Raw genomic sequence first — 15,524 nt, forward strand, 5'->3', positions numbered from 1 at the left:
ACCTCACTTCTCACTTCTAACCCATCCCTCGACCCACCCCGGTATCTCCCCCACCCGTCTGACCACCCCATCCGGCCGGCAGCCCTCCGGTGCCGGCAGATCCTGCGGGTTGACCCACAGCGTCCTGAGTCCCACCCGGGCCGCGCCGATCACATCCCGCTGCGGGTCGTCGCCCACGTGCAGGGCCTCGTGGGCCGCGACGCCGGCCTCGTCGAGCGCCGCCGTGAAGATGGCCGGATGGGGTTTGGCCACGCCCGCGCCGGCGGCGGTGATGGAGAAGTCGAATAAGTGACCGATGCCGATGTGGTGCACGTCGGCGTTGCCGTTGGTGATGCTGCCGAGCAGGTAGCGGCCGTGCAGGCGCTCCAGGGTCTCCAGCACGTCGTCGTAGAGACACACCTGGTTGCGCGCCTCCCAGAATACCCGGAAACCGGGTTCCACCAGTGATTCGTCATAGCCGTTCTCCCGTGCCAGCACGCTCAGCCAGCGCTTGCGCAGGCGGGTCATGTCATGGTGCAGATCCGGATACCGGCCGAACCAGTCCTTGCGGTGCTCGATGAGCGCCTGCGGGCTGAACCGTTCAGGGATGCGCGGGTAGTGTTCCGCGAGCCAGTGATAGAAGCGGCTCTCGGCCCCCTCGATCACCGGGGCGCAGTCCCAGAGGGTGTCATCGAGGTCGAAGGTGATGCAGCGGATGGTCATGGTGTTGTGCGTCGGATGATTGATGTAAGGCGTTTTGCCACAGAGGGCACAGAGAAGGAAGATAGACAGCAACGTAGGTCGGGCTTCAGCCCGACAGCCGATGCCTCCGTCAGCCGCGCTGTCGGGCTGAAGCCCGACCTACGACCATATGTATCTTCTTCGTAACCTCACTGGCAAACATGGATTCGCCGAAGGCACTGGCATTTTACCCCCCGCGCTCTGTACCTTGTTGAGCACAGAGTCAGGAGGCTTGTTCATGGTCGATCTGTTTCGCAAGAGCTATCACCCGCCCGGCACGGCCCCCGGCACCCTGGGCCTGCGCCCTGCCGAGGGGGAGGCCCTGGCGCCGGCGGCGCGCATCACCGCCCTGCGCTACCACGATCACCAGTTCACGGCGATCCCCGAGGAGGACCTGCCCACCTGGTCCGATGCGGCCACCGACGAGGTGATCTGGGTCCATGTCCAGGGCACGCCTACCCACGACCAGCTGCACCACCTGGGACAGTGCTTCAGTCTGCACCCGCTGGCCCTGGAAGACGTGGCCAACACAGGCCAGCGTCCCAAGTCCGACGTCTATGAAGATCACGTGGTGGTGATCCTGAGCCATGCCCGCTGGGTCAACGACGAGATCGCCCTCGACCAGGTAAACCTGTTCGTCGGCGAGAACTACGTGGTGAGTTTCCATTCCGGTGACGAAGATCCCTTCGACCCGGTGCGCCGCCGCATGCAGGTGCGCAACCGAAATTTCATCGAGATGGGCGCCCCCTACCTGGCCTACACCCTCATGGACCTGATCGTGGACCAGGCGTTCCCGCTCATGGAGGACCTGGGCGCGCTGATCGAGGAACTGGAGGAGATCGTGCTCGCCTCCGCCGACAAGGAAACCCTGTCGCGCATCCATCACCTGCGCCGCGAGCTGCTGCTCCTGCGCCGCCAGCTCTGGCCCACCCGGGAGGCCCTGGGCCGTCTGATGCGCGAAGGCACGACCCTGTTCGACGCGGGCACCCTGCCCTATCTGCGCGATGTCTACGATCACACGGTACACATCATGGACCTGCTGGAGTCCTACCGGGAAATGGCCTCGAGCCTGGTGGACGTGTACATCTCCAGCGTCAACAACCGGCTCAACGAAGTGATGAAGGTGCTCACCGTGATCGCCACCATCTTCATCCCCCTGACCTTCCTGGTGGGCGTCTACGGTATGAACTTCGAGCACCCGGAAAGCCCCTGGGCCATGCCCGAGCTGTATGCCTACTACGGCTATCCGGTGGTGTGGCTGATCATGATCCTGGTCGCCGGCGGGATGTTGTATGCGTTCAAGCGGCGGGGGTGGTTCTAACGAAGTACGAAGTGTTAATTGGGAAGTGCGAACGAAAGGCCGTTTCACTTCGCACTTCCCAGTTCACACTTCGTACTTCCTCTCCCACTTCCCACTTCCCACTTCCCAATTCACACTTCTTACTTCGACTCCAACTTCAACGGTATCCCGTCAACTCCACATACCCCCGCCCGATGGGCACACCCGCCTCATACACATCCACCGCCCCTTCCCAGTAGCGCACGGTCAGGCGCATCTCCTGGGCCGGCTGCACGGCACGCACCTCGAATACCCGGCCCTCGGGTTTGAGATGCAGGCGCCAGGCCACGGGATAACGCACGCCGGTCTTCGGGCTGCGCCAGTGATCCAGGACCTCCAGGTCCACGTCCTCACGCCGCACCAGCCGGCTGCTGGCGTCGGTGTCCACCCACAGGCCCTTGCTGTGGGGATCGGCGCCGCCGTCCTGTTGGCGCATCTGGTAGTACATCAGCTCCCGTCCCTCATCCAGTTGCAGCGCGAACCAGTCCCAGCCGGCCTGGTCCTCGGCCAGGGCGCTGGTGCTCCATTCCCGGTCCAGCCAGGCGCTGCCACTCACCCCATGGCGCTGGCCCTGCAGGCCCACGTGCCCGACGGCATCGAGCCGGGTCATGGAGTAGTAGTAGGAGGCGTTGCCCTCACCGGCCCCCTTCTGGCTCAGACCAGCATCGCCCTGGAGCACCGGTGGTTTGCGCGGCGTGAACTCCAGATCCAGGCTGATGCCCGCTTCCTCCAGTTGCAGGCGCCAGGGCAGGTCATTGCCCGCCACGGCCTCCAGTGACCAGTCCTCCAGCCAGACCCGCAACGGGTCCCGTTGCGCCCCGGCAAGCCCCGCCGCGCCCCGGGCGAAACGCTCGAAGGCATGGTGCTGCCCGGTGCCGGTGTCGGTCAGCGCGAAGTGCCCCATCCACACATGATCCGTGGCCCAGGCGGAGGGGCTTTCGGGCACGTCCGGCGTGAGCGCTACGCGGAAGAAGGTGATCTGGAAACCGAAGCGCCGGCCATCCTCGCCCTCCAGGTTCCCGGTGACGTACCACCACTCGTTGCGAAATCCCGGGTGGGGACCGTGATCCTCGGGGAAACGGAATTCCCGGGGGCTGTCGGCGCGCAGGTAACCGGCGGTGTCGTCGCCGCCCATGGCGATGGCCACATCGAGGGATTCATCGGCGGGTGGGGGTGAACAGGCAATAAGTGCAGTGGCAAGTAGCAAGTGGCAAGTGGCAAGGAGAACCACCCTCACCCCGGCCCTCTCCCTGAGGGAGAGGGAGAAAGGAAGCCGACTTTGTTGCCCCCTCTCCCGCTTGCGGGGGAGGGTTGGGGTGGGGGCCCTTGCCACTAGCCACTTGCCACTTGCCACTTTCATTCTTCCCTCAAGGCCTGTGCCGGCCTGACCCGCCCCATGCGCCACGCAGGACGCAGGCCGGCCAGCAGGGCCGCGATCACCGCCAGCCAGACCGCCTCCACCAGCACACCCGGCGGCACGTGCTGCTGCATGCTCCAGCCGAAGGAGCGTCGGTTGATCACGTCGATCAGCACGTCCGCCATCATCATGCCCAGGGGGATGGCCAGCAGCCCGGCGGCCAGGCCCAGCAGCGCGCCCTGGAGGGTCACGAGGCCGGTCACCTGCCCCGGGGTCATGCCCGTGGCGCGCAGCACGGCGTGCTCCCGGGCGCGCTCCAGCTGCAGGGCCATGAGCGCGCTCAGGATGCCCACGAAGGCCACGCCCACGGTGAGCAGGCGCAGCACGTGGGTGATGGCGAAGGTGCGGTCGAAGATCTCCATGGAGGCCTCGCGGATCTCGGCGGCGGCAGTCACCAGCACCGGCTCTGGCAGATCCGCCAGGGCGCGGCGCACCGCCTCGACCCCGGCGGATACCTCCACCCCGGGCGCCAGATAAACCCCCAGGGAACCGACACGGCGTTCCTCCCAGAATTTTTCATACAGATCGCGGGCCATGAGCACCACGCCCTGCTGGGAACCGTAATCCTGGTAGATACCGGCCACGGGAAACACCCGCTCGCCTTTTGTGGTGTGGAGCTTCAGTTCATCGCCCACCGATACCCGGTGGTGCCAGGCGAAGGGCTCGGACACCAGGACCACCTCCCCCGCCTGCCAACGAGGCCAGGCCTGGGCCGGTGAACCGGCACGGAACCGGAAGCCCTCGAAGCTCGCCGGCGCCGGGTCCATGACGAAAAGGTCCACATCGCCGTGACTGGAGGCCACCCGGATGCGCCGCCCGGTGCTGAAGGCCGCCACCTCCGGCAGGGACCCGACCCGTTCCATCACGCCATCGGGCAGCAGAGAGCCGGCCCGCTCGTCGCCGGGTGCGGGCGAGGTGACGTAAAGCGCGCTTTGCAGGGTATGGCCCAGCCAGCCCTGCACCGTGGTGCGGAAGCTGTCCACCATGATGCCCACGCCCACCGTCGCCGAGACCGCCACCGTGAGCGCCGCCACCGCCACGCCGGTGCGGCTGAGCGCCGCACCCAGACCGCGTGCCGCAAGACGACCGGTGATGCCGAACACACCGCCCAGGGGGCGGGCCAGCAGCCGGGACAGCAACCAGACCCCGAGCGGCACCAGCAGGCTGTAGCCCATGATCATCAGGAACAGGGCGATGAATCCGGCCACCAGCCCCTGGCTGGCCGGCACCAATCCGTAACCGGCCAGGATCAGCACCACGCCCGCCAGCGCCAGCCAGGGCATGAGCCGGTGGGCGCGCCGCTCCAGGCCCGAGCGTCGCAAGCCTTCCCGGGGACGGGTGCGGGCCGCCTCCCAGGCGGGTGCCAGGGCGGCGATCCAGGCTGCACCCAGCCCCAGGCCGAGCCCCTTGAGCAACAGCCATGGGGAGACGTGCAGGCCGGTCACCGAGAGCACGAAATAGAGGTCATTGATGGTGCGCGTCACCAGCTGCACCAGGCCCTGCCCCACCAGCAGTCCGAGCAGCAGCCCGGGCACACCCCCCAGCAGGGCCAGCACCGTGGCCTCCAGCAGCACCAGCCGGAAGATCTCGGCCCGGGTCACGCCCAGGGTGCGCAGTGCGGCCAGCAGCGGGCGGCGGCGCAGCACCGCGAACATGAGGGTGTTGTAGATGAGGAAACCGCCCACCAGCAGGGCCAGCAGACTCATGGCGGTGAGGTTGATGTGAAAGGCCCGGGTCAACTGCCGCGCCGAGTCTTCCCGCGCCCCGGTCTCCAGCACCCGGGCACCCGGCGGCAGGAACCCGGCCAGCAGGGTATCGGGATCGGCGCCCTGCGGCAGGATCAGGTCGATGCGGTCCAGCCTTCCCACCCGCTCCAGCAGCACCTGGGCGGTGGCGATGTCGGTGAGCATCAGGCCCTCCACCCCGGGCGCCGGGGATTCCAGGATGGCGCCCACGGTGAGCGCCTGCCGTCCCGAGGCGGCGGTGACCGTAAGACTGTCCCCAGCCTCAAGACCCAGACGCCGGGCGAGTCCGCGGCTGAGCGCCAGGGTGTCGGGCCGCGCAACCAGCTCCCGTGCCGCGGGGTCCAGCACCCCGGTCAGATGACTCCGGAACGGGGCCTCGGAGAAGGGCTCCAGGCCGAGCAACGGGAAGGTCTCGCCGTCCACGCGCACGTGGCCCTCCACCACCGGGGCGCTGGGCCGGATGCCGGCCATGCGCAGGCGGGTGAACAGGGCCTCGTCCAGCCCCCCGGGGCCGGTGGCCTCGATCCGGTGGGTGGCCTTGCCCGAGACCGCCTCCAGGGACAGACCGAAGGCCCGGGAGGCGCTATGGTTGGCCAGGTCCACGGCCACCACCACCGCCACCCCCAGGGCCACGCCCAGCAGCGCCAGGCTCCATTGCCAGGGGTGGCGCCGGGCGTCCCGCCACAGGGCGCGCGAGGTGAGCGTCACGGGGCCTCGTCCTGATCGTCGCGGATGTGTCCGTCCGTCAGGCGCCAGACCCGGTCCGCCACGGCCGCCACCTCTGCGCTGTGGGTCACCAGCACCAGGGTCGCCCCCTGCCCGCGCACCAGGCCCTTGAGCAGGTCCATGACCTGGGCGCCGGTCTCCGCGTCCAGGTTGCCGGTGGGTTCATCGGCCAGGATCACGGAGGGCGCGTGGATCAGGGCCCGGGCCAGGGCCACCCGCTGCTGCTCGCCGCCGGAGAGCCGGTCCGGGTCCTCGTCGCCCCGTCCCGCCAGTCCCACCCGGTCGAGCAGCCGCGCGACCTCGCCCCCGTCGCGCCGCCCCACCAGTTCCAGGGGCAGGGCCACATTCTCGGCCACGGTCAGGGTCGGGATCAGGTTGAAGAACTGGTAGATGAAGCCGATGCGGTGACGGCGGAACAGGGTACGCTCCCGTTCCGAGAGGCTGGCGATGTCGCGGCCCTCCACCAGCACCCGGCCGCTGTCCGGCAGGTCGATGCCCGAGATGAGATTCAGCAGGGTGGACTTGCCGGAGCCACTGCGCCCCAGCAGGGCGACGATCTCGCCGGGCATCACCCGGGCATCCACCCCGTCCAGCACCCGGCGCGCCTGCTGACCCTCCCCGTAGCGGCGGGTGACGGCGTGCAGTTCGATGAGTGGGGAATCAGTCATGGGCGATGATCGTGTGTAGGTCGGGCTTCAGCCCGACATTGTCGGCGTGATTGCAGCACGTCGTTCGATGATCGGAGTTGCTATGCTCAGGCGTATGAGCCAATACCGCACAATGTGCCGCGCCGGATGGTGGACTCGGCTGCGCCTCTCTGGCATCCCGGTGCTCCAGTCTCTCCTGGTGTGCGCCCTTGCGCTCGGCACGCCCACATGGGCAGACCCGGATCTGCCCCCGGAGTTCTATCCCGAACATCATCAGGTGGATGCCCTGCTGGAGACAAATCCCCCGCCCCACGGGGTGATGTTCCTGATTCGCAATGAACGGGAGGACGTCCTGGTGGAACTGCTGCCCCGGGCCCGCTACTACATCGAACGCCTGCAGGAGCGCCTGCCCGGCACCCACATGGCGGTGATCAGCTATGGCCCGGAACTGGTCGCCCTGTCCCATGCCAAGCGCGCCGACTACCCTGGCCTGCAGGACGAGGCCGTGGCCCTGGCGGAGATGGACAACGTGGACCTGCACCTGTGCGGCGCCTTCGCCGCCGACGTCAACCTGGATGCGGGGGATTTTCCGCCCGAACTGGACGTGGTGCCGTCGAGCACGGCCACCTATCAGGACTACGAGGCCCTGGGCTACGAGACCATCGTGCTGCAACCTGCCTGGTAGCGTAGGAGCGGCGACCTCGCCGCGAAACGCCGTGGCCTCGACTGGCATGTCTGTTCGGCCCGAAGTCGGGCCTCCTACAGTTCCAACCCAACACAGGAGAGGGGTCACCAAGACGGACAGCAATACCAGCAGATCACACCATCATTGCACCTGAAATCCACTCGGCGGCGACAGCCTGGACCTGGTGTCATTGGGGTCCAGCAGGCTGGTATCCGACACCGTAAAGCCATCCAGCAACCACACAGTATCCTCGGCGTAGGCCGGGTTGGACCAGCCCATGATGTAGCCGGCCTGCCAGCCGTTGGGGCCGCTGGCCGGGGCACTGAAATTCTTGCCCGTGGTCTGGCCGATCAGGGTGAATTCCGATTCATCCTCCCAGCGCCGCCAGATGCGGGACTCGCCATCCATGCTCGTGGCGTCAGTGGACATCTTCGCGTACAACACCACCTGCATCCAGCGCCCCTGGTCCTCGGGAGAACGGATGAAGAAATCGTAATGAGAATGATGCCCGCCGTCCGGCTGCCCAGTCTCGTTCAGGCTGTAGGTAAAGCGGCTGCTGTCGGTCTGTCCCTGGCGCCAGAAATTCCACACGATGGTGGGGCCGTCGCCGTGCTGGGAATAGCCGTCCATCCACAGGGCGAAGAACTTATTGTTGGTGGGACTGGTGTGCCCGTGACGGAAGTTGCTGGGTACCCGCAGCCAGTAGCGAATCCAGATCTCCGGGTAGGCGCGGCCCAGGCTGAAACGCTGTTCGGACCAGAACTCGCCTGCCGGATAGAAGAAGGCCAGGGAATGGGCGCCCTCGATGGCCGACCAGTCGGCACCTTCGGGGCCGGCCACATCACGCAAACCGTTGCGCCAGACCTCCCGGGGACTTGGATCCATGGTCACCACGGCGGTGCGGTTGTTACCCGCCCAGCGAAAGCCGTTGCCGTTGGGCGCGGACATATCGGCGGACTCGAAGGAATCCAGGAAGGTGATCTCGGCCTGAACAACACCTCCAAGCGACAGCAGACCGAGGACGAACAGGCTGGACAGAATGTGTTTCATGGGGTCGCTCCCTGCGGTTCAAAGCCGGTGGGCCAGGGCCTGGGTCTTCATGCCCTCGGTCCCGTCCGTCTCCATGGCGCTGATGCGGAAATAGTAGCTGCCCGTGGGCAGCTCCAGTTCATGGGTGGTGGTCTCCTGCCCCTCGATCTCCACCACGTGGGGCAGGTGATCCGCTGTCGAGCCGTAGTAAAGCCGGTAACCCGTGATGTCCGAGAGCGCCACCGCGCTGCCGTCCGCCCGGTGGGTCGGCGCCACCCAGGTCAGGGTCACCGTCGCGGTGCCAACGACCGACTCCCCTCCCCCACCCCCGACACAGCCGCCGAGACTCGATGTCAGCAACACCAACGCCGCGATCCTTGGAATTCGCCACTCCATGGAATGCCTCCCTGAGATGATGACTCAGGCGATGCTGCCGGTAGCATCAGGGGCATTCCGTGACGAATGCCAAAGTATCCAGGGTTTCGATGACTCACGCTGGACACGCGGCCGAACAGAACGGATAGGCGGATCCTAAAGAGGGAAGTGACAATCACTTCGCAGCTCTCAATTCACCCTTCGTACCTCTTGGCCTGTCATCAAACCGCCACATGACATCCCTATGATGGCGGTCCATGGGTGAATCCTTGAAGATCCTGATGATCAGCGATGTGTACTTTCCGCGCATCAACGGGGTCTCCACCTCCATCGCCACCTTCAAGCGGGAACTGGAAACCCTGGGCCATCGGGTCACCCTGATCGCCCCGGCCTACCCGGCCGGCACCACGGATGACGAGCACGACATCATCCGCATCCCGTCGCGCTACCTGTTCCTGGACCCGGAAGACCGGATGATGAAGCGCGGCGCCATCCGCCGTCTGCTGCCGCAGCTGCGCGAGACCGGCTACGATCTGCTGCACATCCAGACCCCCTTCATCGCCCACTACCAGGGCCTGTGGCTGGCACGCAAGCTCGGCATCCCGCGCATCGAGTCCTACCACACCTATTTCCAGGAATACCTGTTCCATTACTTCCCGCTGCTGCCCGACGGGGTGATGCGCGCCATCGCCCGCAGCTTCTCCCGCAGCCAGTGCAATGCCATAGACGCCATCGTGGTGCCCTCGGTGGCCATGTCCGAGGTGCTCGGCCGCTACGGCGTGAAGACCCATCGCGAGATCGTGCCCACGGGCATTGAGCTGGAGGATTTCAATCACGGCGACGGCGCCGCCTTCCGGGCAAAACTGGGCATCCCGTCCGAGACGCCGGTGCTGGTGCACGTGGGGCGCATCGCCTTTGAAAAGAACATCGACTTCCTGCTGCGGGTGATGGCGCGGGTGCGCCAGGTCTTGCCCGAGGCGCAGATGATCGTCGCCGGCGAGGGACCCGCCCTGTCCCATGTGAAACACCTGGCGCGCAAGCTGGGGCTGGCCCGGGCGGTGCACTTCGTGGGTTACCTGGACCGGCGCAATGCCCTCCTGGACTGCTACCGGGCCGGGGATGCCTTCCTGTTCGCCTCGCGCACCGAGACCCAGGGGCTGGTGTTGCTGGAGTCCATGGCCCTGGGGGTACCGGTGGTGTCCACGGCGGTCATGGGCACCCGGGACATCGTGGAACCCGAACTGGGCGCGGTGCTGTGCCCGGAGGACGAGGCCGGTTTCGCCGACCGGACGGTGGCCCTGCTCAACGATGGTGAACGCCGACACAACCTGGGCGTGCAGGCCCGGCACTTCGCCGAAGGCTGGTCGGCACCCGCCATGGCCGAGAAGATGCAGGCGCTGTATCGGCGCGTACTGAAACAGGCCTCACGGGAGGGCTCCGCCTTGACCGCCAACAGCAGGTCTATATAATCGGCGATGTCCCAAACGAGAGGTCACGTTACCTTGGAAAGTTCCAGTTGTACCTTAACTGACACCACCCAGCGGTAAGGCCCGCCTCCCCTCTCGGACACCCAGGCCCCTTCCCGCTGGCAAGCAGACTGGCGGGAACGAAGCACCTGGCGCGCATGCCCTCCCGGGCGCGCATTTTCCTTCGTTTCCAGTGATCAATTCCGACCGGAACCGGTTGACGACGTCCCCTGGGATGCGTTCCGGTCCCGGTGTCCGCCATGGCTGATGCGCCGGGCGGCCTGCACAGGATCGGGCATGGAAACCGAATTCGAGCACTACCTGATCGAGATCCGCGAGCTCCTCGAGCGCGAGGACTGGCCGCGCCTGCGGGAGGTGCTCGACCTGATGCGCATCCAGGACATCGCGCATGCGCTGATGGAACTGGAGGACGAACAGATCCCCCGGGTCTTCGCCGCCCTGCCCCGGGGCCGCAAGGTGGACGTGTTCTCCTACCTGGACCCCCACTACCAGTACCCGCTGCTCGCCCACGTCTCCGGCGCCGAGGCCCGGCATCTGCTCTCGGAGATGCTGCCGGACGACCTCACCGCGCTGCTGGAAGACCTGCCGCCGGAAGAAGTCCGGCGCCTGCTGCGGCTGCTGCCCTTCAGGGCCATCCGCCGCGCCCTGACCCTGCTGGGCTATCCCGAAAGCAGCGTCGGCCGCCTGATGACCACCGAGTTCGTGGCCGTGCGTCCGGACTGGACCATCACCGACAGCCTGGCCCACATCCGCGAGCACAGCGAGCGGGGCGAGACGGTCAACGTGATCTTCGTCATCGACGAGGATCGCCACCTGCTGCACGCCCTGCCGCTGAAGCGTTTCGTGCTGGGCCGTCCCACCGACCCGGTGGAAAAGCTGCCTGCCGGCCCCGTGGTGTCCATCAATGCCCAGGCGGACCAGGCCGAGGCGGTGCGCCTGATCCAGCATTACGACCTGGAAGTGCTGCCGGTGGTGGACGAGGAGAACGTGCTGCTCGGCATCATCACCGTGGACGACGTGATGGACGTGGTGGAGGAAGAGACCACCGAGGACTTCCACAAGATGGGTTCCGTGGGCGCGCTCAACCTGAGCCTGCGCGACGCGGGATTTCCCCTGCTGTATCGCAAGCGCATCGGCTGGCTGCTGGTGCTGGTGGCACTCAACCTAGTGGGCGGCACCATCATCGCCGGTTACGAGGAGGCCATCGAGGCCCTGGTGGTGCTGGTGTTCTTTCTGCCGCTGATCATCGCCAGCGGCGGCAACGCGGGCGCCCAGTCCTCCACCCTGATGGTGCGCGCCCTGGCCACCGGCGACGTGGAGGCCAAGGACTGGCTGAAACTCTGGGGCCGGGAGCTGTTCGTCTCCGCCGCCCTGGGCCTGACCATGGGTGTTGCCGTCTCGGCCCTGGGCCTGTGGCGCGGCGGACCCGAGGTGGCCATGCTGGTGGCCATCGCCATGACCCTGGTGGTGGCCATGGGCAGCCTGGTGGGCATGATGCTGCCCTTCATCCTGGATCGCCTGCGCATGGACCCGGCCACCGCCAGCGTGCCCCTGGTGACCTCCGCCGCAGACATCGCCGGGATCCTGATCTACTTCTCCCTGGCCGTGGCCCTGCTCAACCTGCCCACGGGCGGACTCTGACGAAGCCGATTTCATGAGCGAAACCGATGTCATCGAGAACCTGCCGGAACTGATCGCCACCCGCGACTGGGATGCCCTGCGTGGCATCCTGGGGCAACTGGCCGACCAGGACATCGCCCGCGCCACCCCGGATCTCGCCCCACAGGACCGTGAACGCCTGTTCGCCCACCTGCTGAGCCCCGAGCGGGCCTCCAACGTATTCTCCTACCTGAGCACCGAGCAGCAGACCGAGGTGCTCGACGCCCTGGAGGACGAGGACAAGGCGCGGCTGATCGGCGAGCTGCATTACGACGATGCCGCGGCCCTGCTGGACGAGCTGCCGGACGAGCACACCGAGCTGCTCATGGAGATGCTCCCGGTGGAGGACCAGCAGGTCCTGCAGGCCCTGCTCACCTACCCCGAGGACAGCGCCGGCCGCTTGATGAACCCGGAGTTCATCACCGTGCGCCCCGACTGGAGCGTGGGCCAGGCCCTGGATCACGTGCGCGAGCAGCATGACGTGGGCGAGAACGTGAACATGGTGTTCGTCACCAGCGCGCAGGGGCAGGTGCTGGGCACCCTGCGTCTGCGCGACCTGCTGCTGGCACGTCCGAGCACCAAGGTCCACGACATCGGCCATGGGGACGTGATCAGCATCGGCACCGACGAGGACCAGGAAGAGGCGGCGCGCGTCATCCGCCACTACGACCTGGAGGTGCTGCCCGTGGTCGATGACCAGGGCGTGATGCGCGGCATCATCACCCTGGACGACATCCTGGACGTGGTGGAGGAAGAGACCACGGAGGACTTTCAGAAGATGGGTTCCGTGGGCGTGGTGGGCCTGAGCCTGAAGGAGGCCAGTGCGAGCCTGCTCTATCGCAAGCGCATCGGCTGGCTGGTGATCCTGGTGGTGGTGAACATCTTCAGCGGCATGGCCATCGCCCTGTTCGAGGCGGCCATCGAGACCGTGGTGGCCCTGGTGTTCTTCCTGCCCCTGGTCATCGCCAGCGGCGGCAACGCCGGCGCCCAGTCATCGACGCTCATGGTGCGCGCCCTGGCCACCGGCGACGTGCAGACCCGGGACTGGCTCAAGCTCTGGGGCAAGGAACTGCTGGTCTCCGCGGCCCTGGGCGCCACCATGGGCCTGGCGGTGTGGGGTGCCGGCATCTGGCTGGGCGGCGTGGACGTGGGCCTGGCGGTGGCCATCTCCATGGTGCTGGTGGTGGTCATGGCCAGCATGTTCGGCATGGTGCTGCCCTTCGCCCTCAACCGCTTCGGCCTGGACCCGGCATCGGCCAGCGCGCCGCTGATCACCTCCGTGGCGGACGTGTTCGGCATCCTGATCTATTTTTCGGTGGCAACGGCGGTGCTTTTGTAGGGACGAAGTGTGAATTGGGAAGTGGGAAAGAAACCACCCTCACCCCAACCCTCTATTCCGGGCGTCCTGCCCTTCACCCTTCGTGCCAGCCTGTCGGCTGTTCAAATCCGCTCCGTGCGGATTTGTCCCTGAGGGAGAGGGAACAGGTTTTACTTCGCACTTCCCAATTCCCACTTCCAACTTCCTTTCCCACTTCCAAATTCCCACTTCCTACTTCTTTTTTCCTGCTTCCTCGTCCCGGCGGCGCAACTCCTCCAGCTTCTCCGCGATGCGGATCTCCAGCCCCCGGTTCACGGGCCGGTAGTAGTGCCGCTCACCCATCTCATCGGGGAAATAGCGCTCACCGGCGGCGTAGCCATCCTGCTCGTCGTGGGCGTAGCGGTAGCCCTTGCCGTAGTCCAGGGACTTCATGAGCTTGGTGGGCGCGTTGCGCAGGTGCATCGGCACCTCCAGGGTGCCCGTCTCGCGCACCTCGGCCATGGCCTGGTTGTAGGCCATGTACACGGCGTTGCTCTTGGGCGCGCAGGCCAGGTAGACCACCGCCTGCGCCAGGGCCAGCTCCCCTTCCGGCGAGCCCAGACGCTCGTACACGTCCCAGGCCTCCAGGGCCAGGGTCAGACCCCGGGGGTCGGCGTTGCCGATGTCCTCGCTGGCCATGCGCACGATGCGCCGGGACAGATACACCAGATCGCAGCCGCCGTCGATCATGCGGCACAGCCAGTACAAGGCGGCGTCCGGATTGGAGCCGCGCACGGACTTGTGCAGGGCGGAGATCTGGTCGTAGAACAGTTCGCCGCCCTTGTCGAAGCGGCGCAGGCCCTGGCTGGTGACCTCGTCCAGGGTCGCCTCGGTGATCTCGGCGCCTTGCGGCCCCTCCTGCGCCAGGTCGGCGGCGATCTCGAGCAGATTGAGCGCCCGGCGCGCGTCGCCGTCGGCGGCCCTGGCCAGCCGGTCACGCAACTCGTCCGCCATGTGCAGATGACGACCACCCAGGCCCCGTTCCTCGTCCGCCAGGGCCCGGTCGATGATGGCGCGGATGTCGCCGTCCGTGAGCGCCTTGAGCACGTAGGTGCGCACCCGGGACAGCAGCGCGTTGTTGAGCTCGAAGGACGGGTTTTCCGTGGTGGCGCCCACGAAGGCGATGGTGCCGTCCTCCACGTGGGGCAGGAAGGCATCCTGCTGGGACTTGTTGAAGCGGTGCACCTCGTCCACGAACAGCACCGTGGGCTTGCCGTGCATGCGCCGGTATTCCCGGGCCTGCTCGACGGCGGCGCGGATGTCCTTCACCCCGGAGAGCACGGCGGACAGGGTCAGGAACTGGGCGCCGCAGTAGTGGGCGATCATGCGCGCCAGGGTGGTCTTGCCGGTGCCCGGCGGCCCCCAGAACAGCATGGAGTGCAGGCGGTCCTCTTCGATGGCCCGGCGCAGCGGCTTGCCCGGCGCCAGCAGGTGCGACTGACCCGCGTACTCGTCCAGATTTCGCGGCCGCATCCTGTCCGCCAGGGGGCGGCCGGTCTCGTTTACAGGTGAGGCATCAAAAAGGTCGTCGGTCACGGATTCGTGTGCTTATCCAGTGTTGAAAAGCGGACCGCCAAGGTCGCTAAGGGATGCGCAAAGGTCGCAAAGTTGAAAAAACGTGTAGTGATCCTAGCGCCCTTCGCGGTTCGCTTCTCCGACTTCCCACTTCTCAATTCACACTTCTCAATGCCTGATCACATCCACCCCCGGCGGCGCCTCGAAACGGAAGGTGGCGGCGGGGATGCTGGGATTGATGCGCATGTTGGAGAAGCGGATGCGGGTCTGCTGGCCGAACTGGTCATAGAGCACCATCATGCCCACCCGGTCACCGTCCATGCCGATGAGGATGCGAGTGAAGTCCGCATCGCGATCCCTGGGGGTCAGCTCCACCCAGTTCAGTTCGCCGCGCTCGCCCACCACGCTCACCTCGAAGTCCTGCTCCAGGGGGCGGGGTTCGGAGAGCAGCATGATGGGGGCGCCGGCCAGCACCCGTTCCATGGGCTGGGCGGTGGCCTGGGCCAGCTCCTCGTCGTAGGTCCACAGGAACTGGCCGTCGGCGATGATCAGCTGGCGGAAGGGCTGCTCGTAATCCCAGCGGAACCGGCCCGGACGCTGCAGTTGCACGCGGCCCTCGGAGGCCTGCAGGACCTCGTCCTGCTCGTTGATCACCAGCTGCTCGAAGCGGGCATCAAAGCGGCTCACCTCACTGAAGAAGCGCTCCAGGCTCTGGCGGGCGTCGGCGGCGAAGGCCGGGGTGGCGAGCGTAAGCGCCAGCAGGGATGCGAGCAGGTATCGGAACATGGGTCTCTCGTCTGACGGGATTCGATGGATTGGACAG

At 66.6% G+C, this 15,524-nt stretch carries 13 protein-coding genes; 5 read left to right on the plus strand and 8 right to left on the minus strand.

Going from position 1 to position 15,524, the window contains the following annotated elements:
* Positions 1-3 precede the first annotated feature (3 nt).
* The gene (locus TGR7_RS09970) at positions 4-702 is read right to left on the minus strand and encodes an HAD family hydrolase (RefSeq protein ID WP_012638551.1); all 699 of its coding nucleotides are present in this window, start codon (positions 700-702) and stop codon (positions 4-6) included.
* 256 nt (positions 703-958) lie between these two features.
* Here TGR7_RS09970 and corA point away from each other — a divergent pair, with 256 nt between their 5' ends.
* Positions 959-2,041, plus strand: coding sequence for a magnesium/cobalt transporter CorA (gene corA, locus TGR7_RS09975; RefSeq protein WP_012638552.1), 1,083 nt, complete (start codon positions 959-961; stop codon positions 2,039-2,041).
* Positions 2,042-2,177: 136 nt separating this feature from the next.
* Here the strand turns inward: corA and TGR7_RS09980 are convergent, their stop codons facing one another.
* The 3 genes from TGR7_RS09980 to TGR7_RS09990 form a co-directional block, all read right to left on the minus strand.
* Positions 2,178-3,206: a lipocalin-like domain-containing protein gene (locus TGR7_RS09980; RefSeq protein ID WP_148211491.1), complete on the minus strand. Its 1,029-nt coding sequence runs from the start codon at positions 3,204-3,206 to the stop codon at positions 2,178-2,180.
* A 209-nt stretch (positions 3,207-3,415) separates the two neighbouring features.
* A complete protein-coding gene (locus tag TGR7_RS09985) occupies positions 3,416-5,929 on the minus strand; it encodes an ABC transporter permease (protein ID WP_012638554.1) in 2,514 nt (837 codons plus the stop codon).
* Positions 5,926-6,615, minus strand: a complete 690-nt coding sequence (locus TGR7_RS09990) for an ABC transporter ATP-binding protein (protein WP_012638555.1) — start codon at positions 6,613-6,615, stop codon at positions 5,926-5,928. The genes TGR7_RS09985 and TGR7_RS09990 overlap by 4 nt, the downstream gene beginning before the upstream one ends.
* A gap of 160 nt (positions 6,616-6,775) precedes the next feature.
* Here TGR7_RS09990 and TGR7_RS09995 point away from each other — a divergent pair, with 160 nt between their 5' ends.
* On the plus strand, positions 6,776-7,279 hold the full coding sequence (locus TGR7_RS09995; RefSeq protein WP_245522973.1) for a DsrE family protein: 504 nt from the start codon (positions 6,776-6,778) through the stop codon (positions 7,277-7,279).
* 141 nt (positions 7,280-7,420) lie between these two features.
* On the opposite strand, the gene TGR7_RS10000 is transcribed toward TGR7_RS09995, so the two are convergent.
* Positions 7,421-8,329 carry a hypothetical protein gene (locus TGR7_RS10000; RefSeq protein ID WP_012638557.1) on the minus strand — a complete coding sequence of 303 codons (909 nt, stop codon included), beginning with the start codon at positions 8,327-8,329 and terminating at the stop codon, positions 7,421-7,423.
* An 18-nt stretch (positions 8,330-8,347) separates the two neighbouring features.
* Entirely contained in the window at positions 8,348-8,599 is a 252-nt protein-coding gene (locus TGR7_RS10005) for a fibronectin type III domain-containing protein (protein WP_041441511.1), read from the minus strand.
* Positions 8,600-8,940: 341 nt separating this feature from the next.
* Between TGR7_RS10005 and TGR7_RS10010 the strand changes: the two genes are divergently transcribed.
* The 3 genes from TGR7_RS10010 to mgtE (TGR7_RS10020) all read left to right on the plus strand — a co-directional run bounded on the left by TGR7_RS10010 (position 8,941) and on the right by mgtE (TGR7_RS10020) (position 13,168).
* Positions 8,941-10,152 carry a glycosyltransferase gene (locus tag TGR7_RS10010; protein WP_012638558.1) on the plus strand — a complete coding sequence of 404 codons (1,212 nt, stop codon included), beginning with the start codon at positions 8,941-8,943 and terminating at the stop codon, positions 10,150-10,152.
* A 294-nt stretch (positions 10,153-10,446) separates the two neighbouring features.
* Positions 10,447-11,811 carry a magnesium transporter gene (gene mgtE, locus TGR7_RS10015; protein ID WP_012638559.1) on the plus strand — a complete coding sequence of 455 codons (1,365 nt, stop codon included), beginning with the start codon at positions 10,447-10,449 and terminating at the stop codon, positions 11,809-11,811.
* Positions 11,812-11,824: 13 nt separating this feature from the next.
* Positions 11,825-13,168 carry a magnesium transporter gene (gene mgtE, locus TGR7_RS10020; protein ID WP_012638560.1) on the plus strand — a complete coding sequence of 448 codons (1,344 nt, stop codon included), beginning with the start codon at positions 11,825-11,827 and terminating at the stop codon, positions 13,166-13,168.
* Positions 13,169-13,378: 210 nt separating this feature from the next.
* Here the strand turns inward: mgtE (TGR7_RS10020) and TGR7_RS10025 are convergent, their stop codons facing one another.
* The gene (locus tag TGR7_RS10025; protein WP_012638561.1) at positions 13,379-14,722 is read right to left on the minus strand and encodes a replication-associated recombination protein A; all 1,344 of its coding nucleotides are present in this window, start codon (positions 14,720-14,722) and stop codon (positions 13,379-13,381) included.
* A 147-nt stretch (positions 14,723-14,869) separates the two neighbouring features.
* Positions 14,870-15,487 carry an outer membrane lipoprotein periplasmic chaperone LolA gene (gene lolA / locus TGR7_RS10030; RefSeq protein WP_012638562.1) on the minus strand — a complete coding sequence of 206 codons (618 nt, stop codon included), beginning with the start codon at positions 15,485-15,487 and terminating at the stop codon, positions 14,870-14,872.
* Between the last annotated feature and the right edge of the window lie 37 nt (positions 15,488-15,524).

This window comes from Thioalkalivibrio sulfidiphilus HL-EbGr7 (genome assembly GCF_000021985.1).
Classification (GTDB): domain Bacteria; phylum Pseudomonadota; class Gammaproteobacteria; order Ectothiorhodospirales; family Ectothiorhodospiraceae; genus Thioalkalivibrio_A; species Thioalkalivibrio_A sulfidiphilus.